This is a genomic window from Hellea balneolensis DSM 19091, assembly GCF_000428525.1.
Lineage (GTDB): Bacteria > Pseudomonadota > Alphaproteobacteria > Caulobacterales > Maricaulaceae > Hellea > Hellea balneolensis.
The window spans coordinates 781260-804842 of the sequence record NZ_AUAC01000003.1; the positions used below are offsets into that span (position 1 = coordinate 781260).

The window sequence follows — 23583 nt, forward strand, 5'->3', positions numbered from 1 at the left end:
ATGAGTATTATGAGTTGCCGAAATTAGCTAAAAACTCTACAGATTTGTTCTTTCCTAGATTTTTAGCCTCTTCTTCTGGGGTAGCATAACTATCTATACGAGTTCTTATCGTTCGGTCGGCAACTGCTTGAAGCAGTATTTTCATTGCTCTTTGATCCTCCCTGACTGCAGCCATGTGCAATGGAGTCCAATCATTTGTTCCATGAGCGTTCACATCAGCTCCAGCTTGGACCAGAAGCTCCAATATTTTGTACTTGTTAGGCAACGTACGGTCTATGGAATTATGAAGAGGGGTGTAACCTTCATCATCTCTAAAATTTAGCTCCACTCCTTTGGAAATCATCCATTTAACAGTCTCTAATGACCCGCAATCAATAGCGTTTGTAATCCAATATCGCTCTACGAAGTTATCTTTTTCAAATGGAAAGCCACTTATAGCAACTGATAAGGCTTCCAGTTTGCTTTCATCTGTATCCCTAAGTACTTCCAAAGCATCAACATATTCGTCGCCGTTCATATTCAGCTCCTATTCAACCGCGCCGAAACCACATAAAACACTACACCCATCAATATAATCCCTAAACCACCCAACGCCTTATCGGGTTCATTTATCACCACAAAGGCCAGCATAAAGGCTGTAATCGCCAGATAGACCAGCGGCACCACGGGATAGCCCCATGTCTTATAGGGACGGGGGAGGTCGGGCTCGCGGTAGCGCAGTACAAAAACACCCAAGATGGCGAGGAAGCTGTTCAGGGCGAGCATGGCGCCTGCAAAGACGACAATGGCCTTAAAGCTCGACGTTACGATATAAATCAGCGCGATGGCGGATTGGAAGTAAATTGCATTGCGCGGAATGCCGTCTTTATTGACCTTGCCCAAAAACTTAAGCGCTTTGAAATCCTCGCCAATGGCTTGGAGCGCGCGTGGCCCGGCGAGGGTCATGGCGCTAACGGTGGAGATGAGGAGGAGCGAGAGCATCCCGCCCGCAATCCGCGCGCCTGTCTCGCCGAATATGCCTTTGGCGGCGATATAGCCAATCTCGACTTGGCCTTCCATCGCCTCCATCGGCGCGGCGTAAAGGAAGACGTAATTGAGCAGCACATAAAGCGCCATCACGAGGCCTGTGCCAAATATGAGAATACGCGGCAGATCACGCTGCGGGTTCTCAAGCTCGCCCGATATATAAACGGCGGCGTTCCATCCTGTATAGGCATAGGCGACATAAATCAGCGACACGCCGAAAGCGGCGCTGGTGATGATGTCCCAATCGCCCGCTTGCGGTAGTGGCGAGATGGGCTGCGGGTTTGAGGTAAAGATAAAGGCGGAGAGACAGAAAGCCAAAATCAGGATGACTTTGATGGCGGTAAAGCCATATTGGAACCCGCCACTGGCTTGGCGGTTGCGGCCATGGACGAGGGTGACGAGGATGACAAGTGCGCAGGCGAGGGCTTTGGCGATCCACGGCGCGTAATCACCGGGCAGGGCGGCTGTGCTATATGTCCCAAAAGCAAGAGAGACGGCGGCAATGGGAGCAGCGAAGCCAATCACGGCGGAGACCCAGCCTGAGATAAACCCGGCCATAGGGTGATAGATACGCCCCAAGAAATTATATTCCCCACCCGAGCGGGGCAGGGCCGCGCCAAGCTCCGCATAGGTCGCCGCGCCGCAAAGCGAGGCGATACCGCCGACAATCCAAAGCATCATAATCGCAAAGACGGACTGAATATCGACGAGCTGAAAGCCTAACGAGGTAAACACGCCTGTGCCGACCATATTGGCTACGATGACGGCAGTGGCCGTGTGGGGGCTGTAGAAACTCTTCATAACTCCGTTTTGCGCAGGGTATTCGGCGCTGTCCAGATTATAAAAGAATCACTTATTGACATATGGATAATTATGTATAGAACAAAAAGTGAACATATACAGTATAGCGCAGTTTTCGCGCACAGTTTTATTTGGGAGGATACTATGAAACAGATCGCACTAGATGTTACCACGGGACTGGTCATGGCAGGATTCGTCGGTGTTGCGACGATGTGGATGATGGTAATTGGGGGCTAATAAGCCCCGATTAGAAGCGGAGGAAAATCGTGGCTAAATCGCCGATGTTTGTGCATCTCCGCTCCCGCTCGCCTTACTCCATGCTTGAGGGCGCGCTTAAGATTAAAGAAACGGCCAAACGCGCACGCTCCATGCGTATGCCCGCTCTGGCGCTGACCGACACCAACAACATGTGCGGGGCGCTTGAGTTCTCCGACATAATGAGCGGTGAGGGCGTTCAGCCGATTATGGGGCTGACGCTGAGCCTTGATTTAGAAATTGACGATCAGCCGGGACAGCTTCGCAAAGACCCTGACGGCACAATAGCGCTACTCGCCCAGAATGAGGCGGGCTATGGCAATCTGATGACCCTAACCAGCGCGGCTTTTTTAGATGTGGACGCGACTGATTTACCCCATGTGAAATCTGCGCGTTTAGCCGATCATACAGAGGGCGTGATTGCGCTGACGGGCGGCCCTGATGGGGCGCTTAATAAGCTTATTTGCCAAGGTCGTTTGGATGAGGCGGAGAAATGGCTTGATCATCTGGCGGCGATATATCCGCAGCGGCTTTATGTTGAGCTACAGCGCCACGACCTCCCGCACGAGATAGAAGCCGAGAAGGTTCTCATTGAATGGGCCTATGCTAAGGGCCTACCCCTTGTTGCGACCAACGAACCTTACTTTATAGATCCCGATATTTATGAACCCCATGATGCACTCCTCGCGATGAATGAAGGGTCATATATCCTTGAAAAAGATCGCCGGAAACTGACGCGCCAGCATTATTTTAAGTCCTCCGAGGAAATGGCCGCTTTATTTAAGGACATCCCCGAAGCGGTTGAAAATACGATAGATATAGCTATGCGTTGTGCTTTTAAAGCGCATAAAAGAGCGCCAATTTTACCGAATTTTGGTGATGGCTCTTTAAGTGAAGGAGATATCCTCGCCCAGCAAGCCCGAGACGGCCTTAAAGCCCGATTAGAAAAAGTTGAACTCTCTGCCACAGAAGAGGAATATTACGCGCGCCTCGATTTTGAAATCGGCATTATCCGCAAGATGGGTTTTCCCGGTTACTTCCTCATTGTTTCGGACTTTATCAAATGGGCCAAAGAGCAAGGCATTCCTGTCGGGCCGGGGCGAGGGTCGGGCGCGGGCTCTGTGGTGGCATGGGCGCTTTTGATTACCGATCTTGACCCCCTTAAATACGGTCTGCTTTTTGAGCGTTTCCTAAATCCCGAACGGGTCTCCATGCCAGACTTTGATATCGACTTTTGCCAAGAACGCCGCGGTGAAGTTATCAAATATGTGCAGGAAAAATATGGTGCAGACCAAGTGGCGCACATTATCACCTTTGGAACGCTTCAAGCGCGGGCCGTGGTGCGCGATGTGGGCCGTGTCATGCAAATGCCGCTTGGTCAAGTAGATCGTCTTGCCAAACTCGTCCCGTCTAATCCCGCTAACCCCGTTACGCTTTCAGAGGCGATACAAATGGAAAAAGGCCTGCGCGAAGCTCGCGCCGAAGACCCGGCTGTGAATCGTCTGCTAACAACCGCGCTTAGCCTCGAAGGGCTTTACCGGAACGCCTCAACCCATGCGGCGGGTGTTGTGATTGGCGATCGTCCGCTGACCGAGCTTGTTCCGCTTTACCGCGATCCGCGCTCTGACATCCCCGCAACACAATTCACCATGAAATGGGCAGAAAAAGCAGGGCTGGTAAAATTTGACTTTTTGGGCCTGAAAACGCTGACCGTTATTGACAGGTGCATCAAATATCTAGCCAAACAGGGGGTAGATCTCGATATTGACGCTGTCAGTACGACAACGCCGGAAGCGTACAAGCCTTTGGCCGAGGGGTTATCGGCGGGTGTGTTCCAGCTTGAAAGTTCGGGCATGCGAGATGTTCTACGTAAAATGGCCCCTGATAGCATCGAAGAACTCACTGCGCTTATCTCGCTCTACCGTCCGGGCCCAATGAAAAATATTCCGATGTATATTGACCGGAAATATGGTCGCGCGGATATCGAATATCCGCATGAGAGCCTCAAAGATATTCTCGAAGAGACTTACGGCGTTATCATTTATCAGGAACAGGTCATGCAAATCGCGCAAGTTCTTTCGGGCTACTCGCTTGGCGAAGCAGACCTTCTGCGCCGCGCCATGGGTAAGAAAGACCAAGCCGAAATGGACCGGCAACGCTCCCGCTTCGTAGAGGGCGCGGCAGAGCGCATGAATGTCGATGCGAAGCTCTCCAATTCCATCTTTGATTTGGTCAATGAATTTGCGGGGTATGGTTTTAACAAATCTCACGCCGCCGCCTATGCGATGATTTCATTCCAGACGGCTTATCTGAAAGCACTGCATCCGACCGAATTTATCGCGGCCATCATGTCCCTCGATATCGCCAATGTCGAAAAGCTTGCGCAGTTTTTCCAAGAGGCCAAACGTATGGATATGACCATTCAGCCGCCTTGCGTAAACCGCTCTATGGCCGATTTTGATGTCGCGGATGGGGCCGTGCTCTATGCGCTAGGCGCGCTTAAAAATGTTGGCGTTGAAGCCATGCGCCATGTGGTCGAGGAGCGCGAGGCGAACGGCCCCTATAAAGACCTGTTTGATTTCGCCCGCCGTGTAGATACGCGGATTGTCAATAAACGTGCCTTTGAAAACCTTGCGCGGGGCGGGGCCTTTGATTGCCTAGAACCAAACCGTGCGCGTTCACTCGCATCCGCCTCCATCCTGCAACAAATCGGGTCCCGCGCTGCGCAAGAAAAAGAGAGCGCGCAGAACAGCCTCTTTGGAGATGCTCCCGAAACCATGGCCGAGCCGGAACTGCCTAATCCGCAGCCTTGGAGCAATGTGGAGCAGCTCGATCACGAGCTTGGCGCGATTGGGTTTTATCTCGGCGGCCATCCGCTAGAGACTTTTCTTCCCGTGTTAGAGCGCAAAAAAGCTATCATGGCGGCAGATATTGACGACCGTTTTAAGGCGGGTGCGCGTAATATGCGGCTGGCGGGTGTTGTGCGTAAACGCCAAGAACGCATGAGCAAACGCGGCAAACGCTTTGCGTGGGTCAACATTTCCGATCCGACAGGAGAGTTTGAAGTTTTCTTCGGCGAAGAGCTTTTAGCCGTGAACCGCAATATCTTAGAAGCAGGCGCCCTTATCGAACTTACGGCAGAGGCCAAAGACCGGGAAGGCGAGATTAGCCTTTTTGCCAATACGGTGACATCGCTGGAGCTAACGGGCGAGGTGTCACTCATAAAAGGCCTGCAAATTCGCCTCCGCTCGGCGACGATTGAAACTTTGGATGAACTTGAAAAAACACTTGAAACGCTTAAATCGGCGCCAGCCAAAACAACAGGTTATGTCGAAATTTTGGCCCCATTAGACGGTAGCCGCGAAGGCCATTGGCGATTGCCCGGCAAATGGGGAATTGATGCGTCGATACAGAAGGCAATTAAAGCGCATAGAGCGGTCGAGATGATAACCGAGATTGCGGCATGATATGCCAATCCTCCCACATCCGTCATTATCTGATCAAGTCGGGTGATGACGGGGCTTTAGATTTCCCAAAACAAACCCCTTGCATTCCTCTCAATCCCCGCTATACGGCGCGCTTAATTCGCGTATAGGTGCGGGCTCTTGACATATAGTCATTTGTCCATTCCGGTGGGACTAGCAATCATGTTTGTCTCCACACCCTATACAGGCCAACCGGAACAAGGAGATATCCATGGCTTTACCTGAATTTTCAATGCGCCAATTGCTAGAAGCAGGCGTACACTTTGGGCACCAGACACACCGCTGGAACCCTAAAATGGCGCCTTATATCTTTGGTGCGCGCTCAGGCATCCATATTATGGACCTGTCACAAACCGTGCCTCTCTTGCATCAAGCCCTCGTCCAAGTGCGCGAAGTCGCGTCCAAGGGTGGCCGTGTTCTTTTTGTAGGCACAAAACGTGCCGCGTCTGAGCCTGTCGCAGCTGCTGCATCGCGTTGTGCCCAGTATTATGTCAATCACCGCTGGTTAGGCGGTATGTTGACAAATTGGCAGACAATTTCCGGATCTATTTCTCGCCTTCGTGAGCTTGAAGCGCTTCTTGGCGACCAAGCCGAAGATGCCGATACAGGCCTAACGAAGAAAGAGAACCTTAAGCTGACACGTGAGCTTGAAAAGCTCGATAAAGCGCTAGGCGGAATTAAGGATATGGGCGGGAAGCCTGACCTAATGTTCGTGATTGACACGAATAAAGAGGGCATTGCGATCAAAGAAGCGCGCCGCCTTGGTATTCCTGTTGTCGCCATTCTCGATACAAATTGCGACCCGGCTTCGGCAGATATGCCAATTCCGGGCAATGATGATGCAGCTCGTGCGATCCAGCTTTATTGTGAATTGATGGCGGATGCTGTTCTTGACGGTATGACAGAAGCGCAAAAGAACGTAGGCGTTGATCTTGGCGCGGCTGAGAACCCAATGGAGATGGCTATGGCTGAAAAAGCTGCTCCTGCTCCTAAAGCCGCTCCTGCTCCTGCGGCAGAAGCGAGAATAGCGGCCCCTGTAACGTCAGAGCAAACAGCAAGTGTTCCAACGTCACCCGTTGAAACGGCTAAAGCTGTTCCTGCTGCAGATGAAGAGTCTGAATATCTGCGCGTGACTCGTGAATATGATGCTGAGGTTGATCCTGCGGTTGTTACGAAAATCGAAAAGCACCTTGGCGCTTCATTGTCCAACAAAGACAGCAAATACGTTGCGTGTTCAGATGAGACAGAGCTTGAAACAATTGTAAAAGGTTTCATGGCGAAGAAAATGGGCATTGAAGATAAAGATGCGGCCATGGAAAAAGTCAAAGCTGTTTGCACAACAATGAAGCCGACACGCATGAAGAACCGCGTGACGTTTTATTACCTGCTCGCCAAGAACGAAGGCAAGTTGGGCGAATTTTAGCCCGCGGCCTTGCCTCTTTAAAAAGATACACGGCCTCCTATATGGAGGCCGAACCCCTTTAAACTTTACTCCCATAGGAGAGATATCATGGCTCAGATTACAGCCGCACTCGTGAAGGAACTTCGCGAAAAAACATCCGCCGGTATGATGGATTGTAAAAAAGCACTTAATGAAACCAATGGCGACCTTGCTGCTGCTGCAGATTGGCTTCGTACCAAAGGTATTGCCAAAGCCGATAAGAAAGCTTCCCGCGTTGCCGCTGAAGGTCTTGTCGCGGTTGCGCTTGACGGCACAACAGGCGCGCTCGTTGAAGTAAACTCTGAAACAGATTTTGTCGCCCGTAATGACGGTTTCCAAGCCGCTGTTGCTGAAGTTTCAAAGCTGGCTTTGACTGCCAATTCCAACGAAGAACTAGCCGCTTCAAAAACAGCATCAGGCGATGACGTGACAGAAATGTTCAAAAAGCTTGTTGGTAAAATCGGTGAGAATATGACATTCCGCCGTATGGCAAAATTGTCTGTTTCAGACGGTGTTGTTGCCGGATATATCCATAATGCTGTCACGGACGGCATGGGTAAAATCGGTGTTTTGATTGCGCTGGAAAGTTCAGGCGATAAGGCCAAGCTCGAAGATTTAGCCAAGAAAATCGCAATGCATGTTGCGGCGACTAATCCGCTTGCTTTGTCAGTGGATGATCTTGCCCCGTCTGTAGTGGATAAAGAGCGCTCTATGCTCAAGGCGGAAGCGCTTGAATCCGGTAAGCCTGAAGCGATTGTCGATAAGATGGTTGAAGGCCGTATGCAGAAGTTCTTTAAAGAATCAGTTTTGCTGACACAGATATTCGTCATGGACGGAGAGCGCACGATTGCCAAAGTCATCGAAGATGAAGCCGCCGCGCTTGGTACAGACGTAAAAATGACGGGCTATGTCCGCATGGGTCTCGGCGAAGGTATCGAGAAAAAAGAAGAAGATTTCGCAGCTGAAGTCGCCGCGACGCTCAAAGGGTCTTAATCGCGAATAACGACCTTTAAATTAAATTCAGCTTATTGCGCCAAATCACTGGCGCAATGGGCGCGAATCCTTATTATCCCCGGCAAGTAATAAATCACTTGTTGGGGATTTTTGTGGCTGAAGCCTATAAACATAAACGTGTGCTGCTGAAACTTTCGGGCGAAGCTCTCATGGGGGACAAACCCTACGGTATAGATACCGCTATGACGTCTCGCATTGCCGGCGAGGTCAAAGAAGCCCATGAAAAAGGCCTTCAAATCGCTTTGGTGATTGGGGCGGGGAATATTTTCCGAGGTTTATCTGCGGCGGCGGGCGGCATTGAGCGTTCCACAGCGGATTATATGGGCATGTTGGCCACCGTCATGAATGCTCTCGCTATGCAAAGTGCCCTAGAGCAGGTGGGCGTAGATACGCGGGTGCAGTCGGCTATTCCGATGCAAACAGTCTGCGAGAGTTATATACGCCGACGCGCTGTGCGCCATATGGAAAAAGGCCGCGTTGTTATTTTCGCTGCAGGCACGGGCAATCCGTATTTTACTACAGATACAGCGGCGGCTTTGCGCGCGGCTGAAATGGAATGTGATGCTTTACTAAAAGGGACACAGGTTGACGGCGTCTATGATAGTGACCCGAAAAAGAACCCTGACGCCGCGCGGTTTGAAACGCTGAGTTACCACAAAGTTCTAACGGATGATTTGAAAGTTATGGACGCCGCGGCCATAACCTTGATGCGCGAGAATAAAATCCCCATTATAGTTTTCTCGCTACATGAAAAAGGCGGGTTTGATAAAGTTATGCGTGGCGAGGGAACTTGCACCACAATTGAGTCTCAATAACGGTCTTAAAAATGACAAGTGCGTAGGCGACACGCAGTGAAAATGGAGTTTAATAATGGCAGGTGATTTTGACCTGAAGGAATACCGCAAAAGAATGGACGGAGCTGTCAGCTCTCTTCAGTCTGAATTTAGCGGATTACGTACGGGCCGCGCCAATGCAGGCATTCTGGACGGCGTTATGCTCAATGCTTATGGCTCCGACGTGCCACTGAATACTGTTGGCTCTGTGACAGTGCCAGAGTCGCGTATGCTGATGGTCAATGTTTGGGATAAGACACAAGTCCAAGCCGTAGATAAAGCCATCCGTCAATCAAACCTTGGATTAAATCCAATTGTTGATGGGCAAAGCCTTCGCATTCCCATGCCGCCCTTGACTGAGGAGCGCCGTAAAGACCTTGTTAAAGTCGCCAATGGATATGCCGAAGCCGCAAAAATTGCGGTACGTAATGTCCGCCGCGACGGTATGGAAACCGTAAAACGCATGGAAAAGGCGAAAGAGATCAGTGAAGATGAGCAAAAGGCCCATGAAACTGATATCCAAAAAGCAACGGATGCCGTAATCGCTGAGATCGATAAAAATCTAGACCTTAAATCTGCGGAAATCATGCAGGTTTAATTGGCCGCTTCAAACGCATATCAAGCGAGCTTTCCGCTACACGTGGCTATCATTATGGATGGCAATGGAAGATGGGCACAAGCCCGTCACAGACCACGAGTCTTTGGCCACCAAGAAGGCGTAAAAACCGTCCGCCGTATTGTTGAAGATGCGGCTGATTTGGGGGTTCAACATTTAACATTATACAGTTTTTCAACCGAGAACTGGACACGGCCAAAAGCTGAGATTGCGGCGCTTTTCAATCTTCTCAAGAAATATGTCGAAGATGATTTAGATACGTTAAACCGCAATAATGTGCGCATCCGTATTCTGGGATCCCGCGAAGGATTAAAACCTGATTTGCGTGAGCTTATTCGGCGGGTCGAAATGACGACTGAGGGCAATACAGAATTTAACCTGAATATTGCGTTTAATTATGGCGGGCGCGATGAAATCCTCAGAGCCGCTGCTAAGGCTGTTGCAGACGGTAAAGACTTGTCATCAATGAAGCACACTGAGTTGACGCCTTATTTAGATACAGCGGACCTGCCGGAGCCTGATCTGGTTATCCGAACCAGCGGTGAAAAACGCATTAGCAATTTTCTTTTATGGCAAGCGGCCTATGCTGAATTTGTCTTTACGGATGTGTTATGGCCTGACTTTAAGAAAGAAGATTTGCTTAGCGCCATATCAGATTTTCAAAACAGAGATCGCCGCTTTGGTAATCTGAATGCGTCGGAAGTGGCCTAGACCCAGTGGAACCTGCGCCCCTTACAAAAACGCCCATATTTAAGAACGTAGGTGTTCGTGCAGCAACGGCGCTGCTTTTTGCGGCCATATGTATCCCCCCGCTCTATTTTGGCGGATGGCCCTGGGCCATTCTTGTAGCCCTCTTAGGGGGGCGCATGATGTGGGAATGGGTGCGCATGGCAGACACTCAGCCGACTACAATAGCTTACATCATCCCGATTATAGGTCTCGCCATCGCCTGTTTTTACATAGCGCAGAAAAATTTCGGATTAGCGATATTGACTGTTGCCATTACGACTGTGTTAGCGATTGCGGAACGTGCCCGGAGAGGAGGCATGCTATGGTCTGGCTTAGGCTATCTCTATATTGTCATTCCGTCTCTAGCGATAGTCGGTCTTCGCGGAATTGAAAATGGCTTTGCGACCCAAGGTTTTACAAAGCTGATCTATGTTATTCTTATTGTTATTGCGGCTGATGTTGGTGCATATTTTGGCGGCTCATTCTTTAAAGGACCCAAAATGGCCCCAAAATTGAGCCCAAATAAAACTTGGTCGGGATTTTTAAGTGGTTTGATCCTTGGCGCATTAATGGGCGGTTTGGTCGGGCACCTTATAGGGCTTGGATTTATTTTAGGATTAGCTCTTGCCATACCTCTCGTGATTTTATCTGTCTTAGGGGATTTGCTGGAAAGCGGCTTAAAACGAAAATTAGACGTAAAAGATGCGGGTGATTTATTGCCAGGCCATGGCGGCATATTGGACCGCCTTGATAGCTTGATGCTTGCTGTCGTTGGAGCTGTTATCATATTATATGTTACTCCGGACTTTTGGCCGCTTTAAGGCATAATTTTATGACAAAACGCGTCACGATATTAGGCTCAACAGGGTCCATAGGGGAGAGCACCCTTGATTTGGTCAGGCGTGCTAAACCCGGTGATATCAAAATTGTTTCCTTAACCGCCAACAGTAATGCTAAGAAACTTGCGGCTCAGGCTATTGAATTTAATGCAGAATATGTAGCGTTAGCCAATCATAAAAATGCAAATGTGCTTCAGGAGGCTCTGAGCGGAACAGCGATAGAGGTTGGCGTTGGACCTGAGGCTTTAATAGAGGCCGCCACGCGAGCTGCCGATTTTTGTATGGCCGCGATAATAGGGGCCGCTGGGCTTGAGCCAACCTTGGCTGCTGTCGATCAAGGTATTCATCTGGGGCTTGCCAATAAAGAATGCCTCGTCTGCGCAGGTGATTTATTTATGGAACGAGTCAAAGCCAAAGGCACGACCTTACTGCCTGTGGATTCAGAACATAATGCAATTTTTCAAGTGTTGGAGAGCGACAAGCCCGAAGGCGTAAGGCGTCTTATCTTAACCGCAAGCGGTGGACCTTTTCGAGAGGCGTCTATAGAGACCCTAAAAAAAGTGACACGTGAAGATGCGCTAAATCATCCTGTTTGGAGTATGGGCGCGAAGATATCCATCGACTCCGCTACCCTTATGAATAAGGGACTTGAGCTGATAGAGGCGAGTTATCTGTTTGATCGCCCTTCGTCGGAAATTGATATTCTTGTTCATCCACAATCTATCATTCACTCAATGGTCGAATATATAGATGGATCAATTCTTGCTCAGCTTGGATCTCCGGATATGCGCACGCCTATAGCCTATGCCATGGGGTGGCCAGACCGCATGGCCGCGCCAGTTGAGCGTCTTGATTTGACCAAGATTAGCGGCTTAACTTTTTTTGAACCTGATACACAAAAATTTCCTTCTCTCAGGCTAGCAAGAGAGGCTTTGGAAGCGGGCGGGAAAGCGCCATGTGTATTAAATGCAGCTAATGAAATTGCCGTTGCGGCATTCCTAAAAGAGCAAGTAAAGTTTCTAGATATTCCCCGCATCGTTGAAACAGCTTTGGATCAACATGCAAAACAGTCATGTTTTAGCCGCTCACCTTGTGATGTTGCTGAAATTATTTCGACAGATAACGAAGCCCGTATCACTGCACATGAGCACATTGTAAGCTTGTAAGCCTGCCCAAAAACAGGCAAAAACAGCACGAACTTGAAAGAATCTTCTATGCTGTCCGGACTTGGCGACACATTTATTTTCATGACCAGTTTTTTGGTCGTCCTGTCCTTCCTCGTTTATTTCCACGAGCTAGGACACTATTCCGTTGCGCGGTTTTTTAATGTCGCTGTGGAGAGGTTCTCAATCGGCTTTGGAAAACCTATCGCGCAATGGACGGCTAAAAACGGCACGAAATGGTCTATAGGCCGTATCCCGCTTGGAGGCTTTGTTAAGTTTTTGGGTGATGCCAGCGGAGCAAGCAATCCCGATGCTGAGGCTCTGGAAAAACTGAAAAATGAGGTGCGCCAAGAGGGCGATGTACCCTTAGATCAAATATTTCATTTCAAACCCGTATGGCAACGCATATTGATTGTTTTAGCAGGGCCTGTTTTTAATTTTATTTTGGCTGTTGGGATATTTGCAGGACTCGGCCTTGCTATGGGGTCTTATTACGTAGAGTCGAAAGTAGGCCAAGTTGTGCCGGACAGCGCGGCTGAGGCGGCCGGCGTAAAGGTCGGCGATAAAATCATGACAATGGACGGGAAAGACGTTAGCGATTTTAATGAATTACGCCGCTATGTCGTTCTTAGAAGCGGTAATAAAATTGAGACCATAGTCGAAAGAGACGGACGTGAAGTTGAGCTGTTTTTAACACCGCGCCGTGTTGTTGAAAAAGATTTTGTCGGGGGAAACTCTTCCGCTGGGAAAATTGGCATCGGCATTGCCGCTGATGCTGAGCAAGTCCCGATAAAATTTAATCCCATCGAAGCTGTTGGATTTGGCGTTGCCGAAGTTAAAGATACAATCGCTATGACGGGGCATTACATCGGCCGAATTTTCACCCGAAAAGAAGATGGCAAACAATTAGGTTCTATCGTAAAAATCGCCACAATGACGGGTAAATCTGCAGTAGATGCAGCTAATGCGGATGTGCCTTTTTCAGAACGTATAAAGATGATTTTATTGCGTCTTTTGACACTCGCGGCATCCCTTTCCATAGCGTTAGGTGTCGCAAATTTAATGCCTATTCCCGTGCTAGACGGTGGACATTTGGTTTACTATGGCTATGAAGCCGTAGCGGGTCGTCCGCTGAGTCAAAAAAAGCAGGAGATTGGATTTCGATTTGGGTTTGCAGTGTTGCTAACACTCTTCGTGATTTTAACGGTGAATGACATTGGCTACGTAGCCAGCATCTTCTCCTAAGTGGACGGATTTATGGGACTGAATAACATCATGCGACTGGCTAGCTTACGTATTTTTGCTGTTCTTGTGGCAGCTATGTTCTCTGCAGCATTACCACCTCTGGCAGCCTCGCAGGAAGCTCCTGCGGCGTCTGCACCTCAGCAGCCCACGCTTATTAGAAACATTCAGGTTCAAGGCAATCAGCGCGTCGAAGCGAATACTGTCGCGTCTTACTTGCTTTTTGCGCCTGGTGACCCTTACAGCGAAGACCGCATCGATTTGTCTATTAAAACGCTTTATGCGACGGGCTTATTTGCGGATGTTGCGATTGAACCAAGCGCAGATGGCAATGTGCTTATTCGAGTGATAGAAAACCCGATTATTAATCGCGTGATCCTTGAAGGAAATAAGGCCCTTAAAGCTGATAAAATTACCGATGAAATTGAGGCCGAACCTCGTGCTATTTTTACGCGCTCAAACGTTCAGGCTGACGTCCAGCGGATTGTGGAGCTCTACAGACAGTCTGGCCGTTTTGCGGCGACAGTCTCGCCGAAGGTCGTGCAACAACCTCAGAACAGAGTCGACCTTATTTTTGAGATCACAGAGGGTCCAGTCACAGGCGTTAAGCGTATAAACATCATCGGGAACAGCGAGTTTCCTGATCGCCGCCTGCGCAAGGAAATCGTGACAGCTGAGTCGAGCTGGTATAAATTTTTCTCTTCAAATGATAACTATGACCCGGGGCGCCTTGAATATGATCGCGAGCAATTACGGACGTTCTATACTAATCGCGGATTCGCAGATTTTCGCGTGGTATCCGCTGTCGCAGAACTAACGCCAGACCAAGAAGATTTCTACATTACTTTCACAGTGGATGAGGGCGAAGAATATACTTGGGGTGACATATCCGTTGAAACAGAACTTGATGATTTGAACTCTGACTTCCTAGAGCGCCTGATCGCAATTAAGCCCGGTACGATTTATAATGCTAGCCGCGTTGAAGATGTGATTGACACGCTTAACTTTGCGGCAGGGACATCGGGTTATGCCTTTGTGGATATCCAGCCGAATATTAAACGTAACCGCGATACAAAAACTGTTGATCTCGTTTTCAATGTTGTTGAAGGACCACGCGTCTACATTGAGCGTATCGATGTTGTGGGCAACACGACAACGCTTGATTACGTTATTCGCCGCGAAATGGAACTCGTCGAGGGTGATGCCTTTAACCGTATCTTGCTTGACCGCTCCCGTAACCGTGTGCGTGCGCTTCGCTTCTTTGAAGAGGTGGAAATCACAGAGCGACAAGGTAGTGCAGCTGACCGCGCGATTGTTGAAGTTTCTGTTAAAGAGCAACCTACGGGCGAGCTTTCATTCTCAGCGGGTTTCTCCTCTGCCGACGCCTTCTTGGTGGATCTGTCTATTACGCAGCGTAACCTTCGTGGCCGTGGGCAACTCTTGCGTTTCGTTATCCGGGCCAGTTCGAACCGCCGTGAAATTGACTTACGCTTTACGGAACCGCGCTTCTTGGGACGAAATCTTGCGGCCGGTGTAGAACTTTTTGATATTGTTATCGACTTTTTGGAAGAGGCGAATTTCCGTCAGTCACGGACGGGTGGACAGGTAACTTTGGCCTTCCCACTGACTGAATACACGACCCTTTCAACGCGCTATTCATTGCGTCAGGAAAAAATCGAATCGCCGGGCGTTAATGCTACGACATGTGCGGCTGCCGCTGATGGCGGAACAACGATATCGCAGCAGCAATTAGCTTTCTGTGATCAAATTAATGGACGAATTTCTTCTATCCTCGGCTATACATTTGGTTGGGACCGCAGAAATGACCCCATTACGCCCACTCGCGGTTTTGATGTGCGCTTCTCGCAAGATGCAGCAGGTGTCGGCGGCGATGTTAAATACCTTCGTACGGACGTACGTGCCAATGCTTATCGCGGTCTTTACAAGAACGTGATTGCGAGTGCATCGCTGTCGGGCGGTTACATTCAAGGGTGGGGCGGTGACCCGGTTTCGATTAATGATCGCTACTTTAAGGGTAATTTCGAATTCCGAGGATATGATAATGCTGGTATTGGTCCGCGTGTTGTTCAATACGACCCGAATACTGGAGCTGTCGTTCGGCGTCTAAACTCTTTGGGCGGTAACGCCTTTGGTATCGCTGCAGCTGAGGTGAGTTTTCCTGTTGGCATCCCGAATTTATTAGGTAGCTTGTTCGTAGAAGCAGGAACTGTTGGCCTTTTGGATGATAATGAAAAATTTGATACAGGAATTGACCCCGTCACGGGAGAACAACTCACAGCTGACGCGTTTTACACGCGCACGATTGATGATCTTGACATCCGCGCCATGGCCGGTGCGTCTATCTTCTGGGAAAGCCCGTTCGGCCCTATCCGCTTTGACTTTACGAAGCCTCTCAGACAATTTGACTACGATGATCGTAAGTCTTTCCAATTTACAACCCGAACAAGGTTCTAATTATGACTATGCATAAAACACTCTTCCGCGCTGCGATTGGTTTCGCTGCGGCAATTCTTTTCTCCGCAAGTGCATTTGCACAAAGTACTATTCTCGTTGTGGATACAGGTCGTGTTTTGCGCGACTCTGATGTGGGTAAGCATATCGCCCGTCAGTTAGAGACGATTGGCAAATCTATGGAAGCTGAAGCGAAAGCCAAAGCCTCTCCGCTTGAGTCTAAAGGAAAATCTCTTGAAGCTCAGCTGAAAGGGAAAACAATGGCCTCATTGCAAGGCGATACCGCTTTGCAACAGCAAATTCAGACGTTCAGACAAGACCAACAAAAAGTCGCTATTGACCTGCAATATAAGCAGCAGGAAATGAAAATAACCGAAGCGAAAGCTGTTCAAAAAGTCCAAGAACGCCTCCGCACAATCCTCAAGGCTATTGTGGCAGAGCGCAATGCTGATGTGGTTTTAGAACGTTCTTTGGTCATTTATGGCGATCCGGTTGATGTGACTGACACGGTGATCAGCCGTCTGAACAGCCAGATGAAAACTGTGCCTGTTACGCGTGAGCGCCTGCCGCGCAAGAGCTAAGACACATGTCTTTCCGCAATGGAAAGTAACGTGAATTGATATTCCTTTCAGGGCCGTGTGGAATAGGAGACAGGTATGATTGATACCCGTTTCTATATCTCCCGCGGCCCTTTATCTTTGGGTGACCTTATCCAAGGCCTTGAGGCCGAACTACCCCACGCCAAATTTTCTGATGAAGAGATAGCTTCAGGTGCTATCCTCGCGGAGAGTTTGGCGGCGCAAATTAGCTTTTTAGAGAATAAACGTCATAAAGACCAAGCTCTCACGGCCAAAGCAACAGCTTGTTTTGTGACAGACCGCTTGGCTGAAATTATTGGGTCTCAGCATATTATTCCCATAGTGACGAAAACACCACGCGCACATTTTGCGCGCGCTATGGAACGTCTCGCATCTCCCAAAACTCTCTCAAATTTTAACGGTTCAGCAAAGATCGCAAAGTCTGCCAATATACATAGCTCTGCGATTGTCGGGGCAGGGGCAGTAATTGAAGACTCTGTTGAAATAGCGCCCTACACCGTTATTGGACCTGGTGTGCATATTAAGGCAGGTACTGTTATTGGGTCGCATGTGGATATTCGTTGCGCTCTTATTGGTCAAAATTGTAAAATAAAATCCTCATCTGTCATTGGTGGGGCCGGTTTTGGTGTTGCGCGGGATGAAAATGGTATGATTGATATCCCGCATTTAGGCCGTGTCATCATCAAGGACCGAGTCTCTATTGGCTCGCAAAGCTGCGTAGATCGTGGACAGATTGGCGATACGGTCATAGAGGACGATGTCAAAATTGATAATCTTGTTCAGATTGCACATAATTGTTCGATCGGTACTGGCACGGTAATAGCTGGACATACGGGGATTTCTGGCAGCTGTAATGTCGGCAAGGGCGTTCAAATGGGCGGTAATGTCGGTCTGGCGGATCATCTATCAGTAGGTGACGGCGCATCCATAGCGGCGCGGGCAGGCGTAATGCATGATATCCCCGCCGGAGAGGTCTGGAGCGGTATCCCTGCAATGCCGATACGGGACCATATGCGTGTTGTGAATGCGACGCGGAAGCTTATACAAAAACCTAAAAGGGACACCTGATGCTTGAAACTCATACCCTCCCTTTGGATCAAACCTATGTAAAAGATTATCTCCCGCACCGTGATCCGATGCTTTTCATCGACCGAGTTACGGCGCTTGGCGAAGACACAATCACAATTGAATCTGATGTCGACCCCAAAGCCGCTTATTTTAAGGGGCATTTTCCGGGTATGCCGATAATGCCCGGCGTTTTAATTGTCGAAACCGTGGCTCAGGCAGGGGCGCTTCTCGTATCGCTAACACGCGGTTTGTCCGATGATAAGTTTATTGCGTTCTCAAATGTAGATGCCGTAAAATTTCGGCGGCCCGTTGAGCCTGGCGAGATGCTGACCATTGATGTCGAGATCGAAAAAATTCGCCTACCTTTTTATAAATTTACAGGCACAGCGAAGGTTGACGGAAAAGTTGCCGCCAGTCTGAAATTTGCAGCGGCAGAAATGAGTTATAAAAAATGAGCATCGACATTCACCCGTCATCATTTGTTGACTCGAAAGCTGAGCTGGCGGACGGCGTTAAAATTGGGCCGCTCTGCGTTGTGGGACCTGACGTCAAACTCGGCAAAAATGTCGAGCTTATCGGCCAAGTCAATTTGGTAGGTGATACAATAGTCGGCGAAGACTGTAAGCTTTATCCCTTCGTGTCTATGGGCCATCCACCGCAAGACTTTAAGCATAAGGGCGGCCCCGTCAGTATTGAAATTGGCGCGCGTTCCATTTTTCGCGAAAACGTGAATATTCACCCTGGCGTAGATATTGGGGAACCTGTCACGCGCATCGGAACAGATTGTTACTTTATGGTCGGGACACATTTGGCGCATGAGGGCCAGATGGGTAATCATGTAATCGTCTCTAACGGGGCTCAGATTGGGGGTAATGTAACTATTGGAGATCATGCGATATTGGGCGGTCTTTGCGCAATTCACCAACATACGCGTATTGGCGCGCATGCCTTTATTGGTGGTATGGCAACGGTTACGACTGACGTCATTCCTTACGGCTCCGTTATAGGGAATGCCGCGCATCTGGCAGGCTTGAACATAATTGGACTAAAACGCCGCGGGTTTTCACGAGAAAAAATTCGTGATTTACGATCAGCCTACCGCTTACTCTTTGCGGAAGAAGGTACCTTTGCCGAGCGTCTTGATGATGCCGCTGATACCTATCATGACCACGAACTTGTTATGGAAATTGTTGGCTTTATTCGTGCCCAGAAAAACCGGCGCATTTGCATGCCGCATACAGGGTCATAATCATGCATATCGGTGTTATAGCGGGAGGCGGTGCGCTTCCAAAACATGTGGTTAAAGCAGCTCAAACTGACGGACATGAGGTTACAATTATCGCCCTTAAAGGTTTTGCTAAAGCCCTAGATTACGAAGAGGCCAAAGCTTTTGGCATTGCAGAATTTGGCAAAATAACCAAAGCCCTGAAGAAGGCGAAGGCCACTCATATTTGCTTTGCTGGAATTGTGAAACGTCCCGATTTTAAAAGCCTGAAGCCCGACTTAAAGGCGATGTTTCATATGGGCGGCGCGATGAAAGCCGCAAAGCAAGGCGATGATGCTCTGATGCGGTATCTCTTGGGGCTTTTTGAGAAAGAAGGCTTTGAGGTAATTGCACCTCAAGATGTGTGCCAATCCCTTCTCTTGCCTGAAGGTATATTGGGGGCTATCGCTTTGACCGAACAGCATAAGAACGATGCCCAAAAAGCGTGTGAAATAGCCTCAGCCATTGGCGCGTTAGATATAGGTCAAGGCGCCGTTATATGCGACGGTGTCGTTTTGGCGGTCGAAGCACAAGAAGGCACAGACGCTATGTTAAGGCGCATTGCAGAGCTACCCGTTGAAATTCGCGGATCCTCTATCGAAAGAAAGGGTGTTCTTGCAAAGATGATAAAACCAACACAAGAAACACGTGTTGATCTTCCTACGATAGGGCCAGCAACTCTTGAGAATGCCGCCGCCGCGGGTCTTGCCGGTATAGTCGCAGAGGGCGGCCGTGCCTTCATTATTGACCGTGAAGAGGTTATTGCTCTGGCAAATGCGGCGGGGCTTTTCATTGCAGGGCTACCCGCGTCCAAGTCCTAATGTGAAGGGCGTGAATACACAGATATGACGCCGTCCATCTATATCGTTGCCGTTGAAAACTCTGCCGATCATTTAGGAGCGGAGCTTGCTAATCATATCAGGGCCAAGGTTAAAGATGTTTCATTTATAGGGATAGGCGGCCCGGCCATGGCCGAGACAGGTATCATCAGCGAAATTGATATTTCAGGGCTCGCCATTCTCGGCTTTGTAGAAGGCCTCAAGTCTTACCCAATGATATTGGAGCGGGTTAACGCCACCGTTGAAAGCATAGTGTCCTCGGGCGCTGATGCTGTGATACTCATAGATAGTTGGGGATTTATGATACGGGTCGCTAAGGGCCTTAAAAAAGCGGGGTATGATGGGAAAATTATCAAATATCTAGCCCCACAAGTTTGGGCCATGCGCGAGGGGCGATCAAAAATACTAGCGAAATATGTTGATCACCTTTTGACCATACATAGCTTTGACGCGCCTTACTTTGAAAAGCATGGTTTGCCCGTAAGTTACATTGGTAATCCCATGTTTGATACAGATTACAGGCAAGGGGATGGGCGTAAATTGCGGCGTGAGCTGGGAATAGACTCTCAGGATGAAGTCGTATCTATATTCTTTGGTAGCCGCTTGTCCGAAATACAGCAACTCGCCAAGCCATTTGCCGATGCTGTGGCTCTTTTAAAGTCGGAACGAGCCCGCCTTAAATTCATCAGCCCTGTTTCCGAGTCCATTGCAACCGATGTCAATGCGGCGGCAGGGCAGGATTTAAGACTGCAAGATGTCATCTTATTGCCCGAAGCCAGAAAGTTTGATGTTTTCGCAGCTAGTGATGTAGCGCTGGCCTGTTCAGGAACAATCACAACGCAGCTTGCTTGTGCAGGCGTACCAAGTGTGGTGGCTTACCGTCTAAACGGTTTGACTTATGCTGTAGCCAAAAAACTTTATAAGCCTGATTATATCTCAATCGTAAATATAGCGGCTGATCAGGAACTTATGCCTGAATTCATTCAAGGTGACGTTACAGGAGAAAACTTGGCGGAGGCTATCGTCTTATATTTGGAAAATAAGACAAAACGGGAAGAGGCTTCAAATGCTCTCATAGCGCAAACGGATAGGATGAAAGGAAAAGGCGGCTCCGCGAGTGAGCGGGCCGCCTTGACGGTTTTAGAGATTATTGGCGCATAGTCCTATCGTTTCGATAGATCCATATAATCGCGCGCTACAGCACCCGAGTAAAGCTGACGGGGACGCCCAATGCGTTGACTCGGATCTTCGAGCATTTCATTCCACTGTGAAATCCAACCAACAGTTCTTGCAAGTGCGAACAGCACCGTGAACATTGATGTGGGGAAGCCAAGGGCTGAGAGAACGATACCGGAGTAGAAGTCCACATTCGGATAAAGTTTCTTGCTGATGAAATACTCATCTTCGAGCGCGATCTTTTCTAGCTCTTTAGCGACCTCAAGAATTGGATTATCTAAATCAAGCTCTTCAAGAACATTATGCGCAACTTTTTGTAAAACGCGTGAGCGCGGGTCAAAGTTTTTATATACGCGGTGACCAAAGCCCATAAGGCGGAAAGGATCCTGCTTATCTTTTGCGCGGGCAATATATTCAGGAATGCGGTCAACTGTTCCAATCTCGCGCAACATGTTCAGGCAAGCTTCGTTCGCTCCGCCATGGCTCGGGCCCCAGAGGCAGGCAATACCTGCCGCAATACAAGCATAAGGGTTTGCACCTGATGAACCTGCGAGTCGTACGGTTGACGTTGAGGCGTTTTGTTCATGATCGGCATGAAGGATAAAAATCTTATCCATCGCATCCACAATTGTTTTACTGACCTTGTATTTTTCAGCTGGAACAGAGAAGCACATATGCAGGAAATTTTCCGCATAAGAGAGTTCATTGTTAGGATAGACGTGAGGCTGACCGATAGAGTATTTGTAGCAACGCGCCGCAATCGTCGGCATTTTCGCGATGAGGCGATGCATGGCCATATCACGGGCTTCATTGACTGTTGTATGGGTGTCATCGTGATAAAACCCTGAAAGAGCCCCTACTGTCCCGCACATCATCGCCATGGGGTGACTATCGCGGCGGAAGCCGTGGAAGAACTGCTCAACCTGATCGTGGAGCATCGTATGCTCTGTGATGGTGCGCGTAAACTTTGTGTTCTGAGCTGCATTTGGTAATTCGCCATGTATCATGAGATAGGCAACTTCGAGGAATGTCGATTTGTCGGCAAGCTGCTCAATAGGATAGCCGCGGTGAAGAAGCTGCCCTTTTTGGCCATCAATAAACGTAATTTGAGATTCCGTCGAACAGGTCGATGTATAGCCAGGGTCAAATGTGAAATGACCTGAATGCTTGTGTAAAGCACGTACATCAATGCCAGGTGCGCCCATGGAGCCCTTCATGATGGGAAGGTCGTAGCTTTGATCACCAATGGTGACTTTGGCGGTTCCTGTTTGCGTGATCTTATTTTCCATTTAATCCTCTTTCGTTTCTTGGTCGTTTTCAATGACATCGCTTAGCCGTCCGAGCACCTCGTCCTTGCCCAAGAGAGCGAGAACCCAGGATAAATCCGGGGAGGGTGCGCCGCCGGTGAGCGCCGCGCGAACGGGCTGACCGATTTTGCCAAAGCCAATGTCGTGTTCCGACACATATGCTTGTAAGAGCTCTTGAATAGTATCATGGCTCCATTGAGGCCCTTCTAAGGATTTTAGCCGTAAAGTCAAAGCCGATAGATGCGATATTGCGCCGTCCCGTCTCAGAGGTTTTGCAGCTTTACTGCTTATCTCCAAAGGCCGTTTCAACATTAGATAACGAGCTTGTTCGGCTAACTCTTTTAAGGTTTTCGAGCGTGGTTTGAGCGTTTCCATCGCTGCCATAATCCTGGTGGAGAGATCATCTGGCAATGCGCCTTGATTGGTCTCTTCCAAAAATGGGATGGCTTGCTTTATTAGATTTTCATCGGGCTCATGCAGGATATGTTGGCCATTGATAAAATCCATTTTATCAAAATCTAGACGGGCGGGCGCCGCATTGATCCCGTCCAAAGTAAAGACTTTCGCTATACCTTCATCCGTGAAAAACAGTTCTTCATCACCATAAGACCAGCCGAGTTTCAGAAGATAATTCCGCAACCCGCCTGGCAGATACCCCATATCACGGTAAGCCTCCGCCCCTAATGCGCCGTGGCGCTTGGAGAGTTTTTTACCATCAGGTCCGTGGATAAGCGGGACATGCGCCCATTCAGGCACCTCCCAGCCCAACGCTTGATATATTAAAGTCTGGCGCCCGGCATTGATGAGATGATCATCGCCGCGCACGACATGTGTGACGCCCATATTGTGATCATCCACTACAACGGCGAGCATATAGGTCGGTGTGCCGTCTGCTCGAAGCAGCACCAAATCGTCAAAGTTTTTGTTATCCCAGACAATGCCGCCTTGAACATGATCCGTTATTTTGGTTTCGCCCTCTGGAACTCGAAAACGGACGGTATAGGGCTTATCCAGCTGTTCTGCTTGATCGCGGTAAGGACTTCTGAAGGCTGTGTCGCTCTCTTGCTCGCGTATGGTCTCAAGTTCTTCAGGTGTTGCGTAACAGCGGTAAGCTGCGCCGGATTCCAGTAAAGCTTTGGCCGCCTCAACATGCGAGTCCGCGTTTTGGCTTTGATAGACAATTTCGCCGTCATGATGAAGGCCTAGCCAATTCATACCGTCAATGATGGCTTGTACAGCGGCCTCACTATTCCGTGCCTTATCAGTGTCTTCAATGCGCAAGAGAAACTCACCGCCCATATGCCGCGCAAAGTAATAATTAAAGAGCGCTGTTCTCGCACCGCCAATATGCAAAAACCCTGTGGGTGAGGGGGCAAATCGCGTGATTACTTTTGGTGTTGTCATCTGTGTCCTG

Annotated in this window: 20 protein-coding genes and 1 pseudogene; 17 read left to right on the forward strand and 4 right to left on the reverse strand. The window is 49.1% G+C overall.

The genetic code is table 11. The annotated features are described in order from the left end of the window. Positions 1 to 7: 7 nt before the first annotated feature. On the reverse strand, positions 8 to 517 hold the full coding sequence (locus F569_RS18990) for an ankyrin repeat domain-containing protein (RefSeq protein ID WP_051279701.1): 510 nt from the start codon (positions 515 to 517) through the stop codon (positions 8 to 10). A 2-nt stretch (positions 518 to 519) separates the two neighbouring features. Then, positions 520 to 1827, reverse strand: a complete 1308-nt coding sequence (locus F569_RS0109970) for an APC family permease (protein ID WP_026942090.1) — start codon at positions 1825 to 1827, stop codon at positions 520 to 522. 281 nt (positions 1828 to 2108) lie between these two features. On the opposite strand from F569_RS0109970, the gene dnaE reads away from it, so the two are divergent. From dnaE to lpxB, 17 genes and pseudogenes are all read left to right on the forward strand, one after another. Continuing rightward, positions 2109 to 5549: a DNA polymerase III subunit alpha gene (gene dnaE / locus F569_RS0109980; protein ID WP_034388149.1), complete on the forward strand. Its 3441-nt coding sequence runs from the start codon at positions 2109 to 2111 to the stop codon at positions 5547 to 5549. A 229-nt stretch (positions 5550 to 5778) separates the two neighbouring features. Then, positions 5779 to 6576, forward strand: a pseudogene (gene rpsB / locus F569_RS20015) (30S ribosomal protein S2); the annotation flags it as partial. 120 nt (positions 6577 to 6696) lie between these two features. Next, positions 6697 to 6990: a DUF2853 family protein gene (locus tag F569_RS20065; protein WP_407637010.1), complete on the forward strand. Its 294-nt coding sequence runs from the start codon at positions 6697 to 6699 to the stop codon at positions 6988 to 6990. A gap of 87 nt (positions 6991 to 7077) precedes the next feature. Continuing rightward, a complete protein-coding gene (gene tsf / locus F569_RS0109990; protein WP_026942093.1) occupies positions 7078 to 8001 on the forward strand; it encodes a translation elongation factor Ts in 924 nt (307 codons plus the stop codon). A gap of 56 nt (positions 8002 to 8057) precedes the next feature. Further along, entirely contained in the window at positions 8058 to 8837 is a 780-nt protein-coding gene (gene pyrH / locus F569_RS0109995) for a UMP kinase (protein ID WP_051279703.1), read from the forward strand. Between the two features lie 55 nt (positions 8838 to 8892). Next, positions 8893 to 9453, forward strand: a complete 561-nt coding sequence (frr, locus tag F569_RS0110000; RefSeq protein ID WP_026942095.1) for a ribosome recycling factor — start codon at positions 8893 to 8895, stop codon at positions 9451 to 9453. Next, positions 9454 to 10182, forward strand: coding sequence for an isoprenyl transferase (locus F569_RS0110005; protein WP_026942096.1), 729 nt, complete (start codon positions 9454 to 9456; stop codon positions 10180 to 10182). A 5-nt stretch (positions 10183 to 10187) separates the two neighbouring features. Then, a complete protein-coding gene (locus tag F569_RS18995; RefSeq protein ID WP_051279705.1) occupies positions 10188 to 11021 on the forward strand; it encodes a phosphatidate cytidylyltransferase in 834 nt (277 codons plus the stop codon). 11 nt (positions 11022 to 11032) lie between these two features. After that, complete coding sequence (locus F569_RS0110015) at positions 11033 to 12205, forward strand: 1-deoxy-D-xylulose-5-phosphate reductoisomerase (RefSeq protein WP_026942097.1); 1173 nt, start codon at positions 11033 to 11035, stop codon at positions 12203 to 12205. Between the two features lie 48 nt (positions 12206 to 12253). Continuing rightward, positions 12254 to 13447 (forward strand): M50 family metallopeptidase, encoded by a 1194-nt coding sequence (locus F569_RS0110020; protein ID WP_026942098.1) that lies wholly within the window; start codon positions 12254 to 12256, stop codon positions 13445 to 13447. A gap of 12 nt (positions 13448 to 13459) precedes the next feature. Then, positions 13460 to 15919 carry an outer membrane protein assembly factor BamA gene (bamA, locus tag F569_RS0110025; protein WP_026942099.1) on the forward strand — a complete coding sequence of 820 codons (2460 nt, stop codon included), beginning with the start codon at positions 13460 to 13462 and terminating at the stop codon, positions 15917 to 15919. A gap of 2 nt (positions 15920 to 15921) precedes the next feature. Continuing rightward, entirely contained in the window at positions 15922 to 16497 is a 576-nt protein-coding gene (locus F569_RS0110030; RefSeq protein WP_034388154.1) for an OmpH family outer membrane protein, read from the forward strand. 75 nt (positions 16498 to 16572) lie between these two features. Then, positions 16573 to 17583, forward strand: a complete 1011-nt coding sequence (lpxD, locus tag F569_RS0110035) for a UDP-3-O-(3-hydroxymyristoyl)glucosamine N-acyltransferase (protein ID WP_026942101.1) — start codon at positions 16573 to 16575, stop codon at positions 17581 to 17583. Next, the gene (gene fabZ / locus F569_RS0110040; protein WP_034388157.1) at positions 17583 to 18038 is read left to right on the forward strand and encodes a 3-hydroxyacyl-ACP dehydratase FabZ; all 456 of its coding nucleotides are present in this window, start codon (positions 17583 to 17585) and stop codon (positions 18036 to 18038) included. Before lpxD ends, fabZ begins: the two co-directional genes overlap by 1 nt. After that, positions 18035 to 18832 (forward strand): acyl-ACP--UDP-N-acetylglucosamine O-acyltransferase, encoded by a 798-nt coding sequence (gene lpxA, locus F569_RS0110045; protein ID WP_026942103.1) that lies wholly within the window; start codon positions 18035 to 18037, stop codon positions 18830 to 18832. Before fabZ ends, lpxA begins: the two co-directional genes overlap by 4 nt. A gap of 2 nt (positions 18833 to 18834) precedes the next feature. Then, a complete protein-coding gene (locus F569_RS0110050; RefSeq protein ID WP_034388159.1) occupies positions 18835 to 19668 on the forward strand; it encodes an LpxI family protein in 834 nt (277 codons plus the stop codon). 24 nt (positions 19669 to 19692) lie between these two features. Then, positions 19693 to 20847: a lipid-A-disaccharide synthase gene (gene lpxB, locus F569_RS0110055; RefSeq protein WP_026942105.1), complete on the forward strand. Its 1155-nt coding sequence runs from the start codon at positions 19693 to 19695 to the stop codon at positions 20845 to 20847. A gap of 2 nt (positions 20848 to 20849) precedes the next feature. Here lpxB and F569_RS0110060 read toward each other — a convergent pair whose 3' ends face one another. Both F569_RS0110060 and gltX read right to left on the reverse strand, forming a co-directional pair. Continuing rightward, on the reverse strand, positions 20850 to 22151 hold the full coding sequence (locus F569_RS0110060; protein WP_026942106.1) for a citrate synthase: 1302 nt from the start codon (positions 22149 to 22151) through the stop codon (positions 20850 to 20852). Then, the gene (gene gltX, locus F569_RS0110065; protein WP_026942107.1) at positions 22152 to 23573 is read right to left on the reverse strand and encodes a glutamate--tRNA ligase; all 1422 of its coding nucleotides are present in this window, start codon (positions 23571 to 23573) and stop codon (positions 22152 to 22154) included. Positions 23574 to 23583 lie beyond the last annotated feature (10 nt).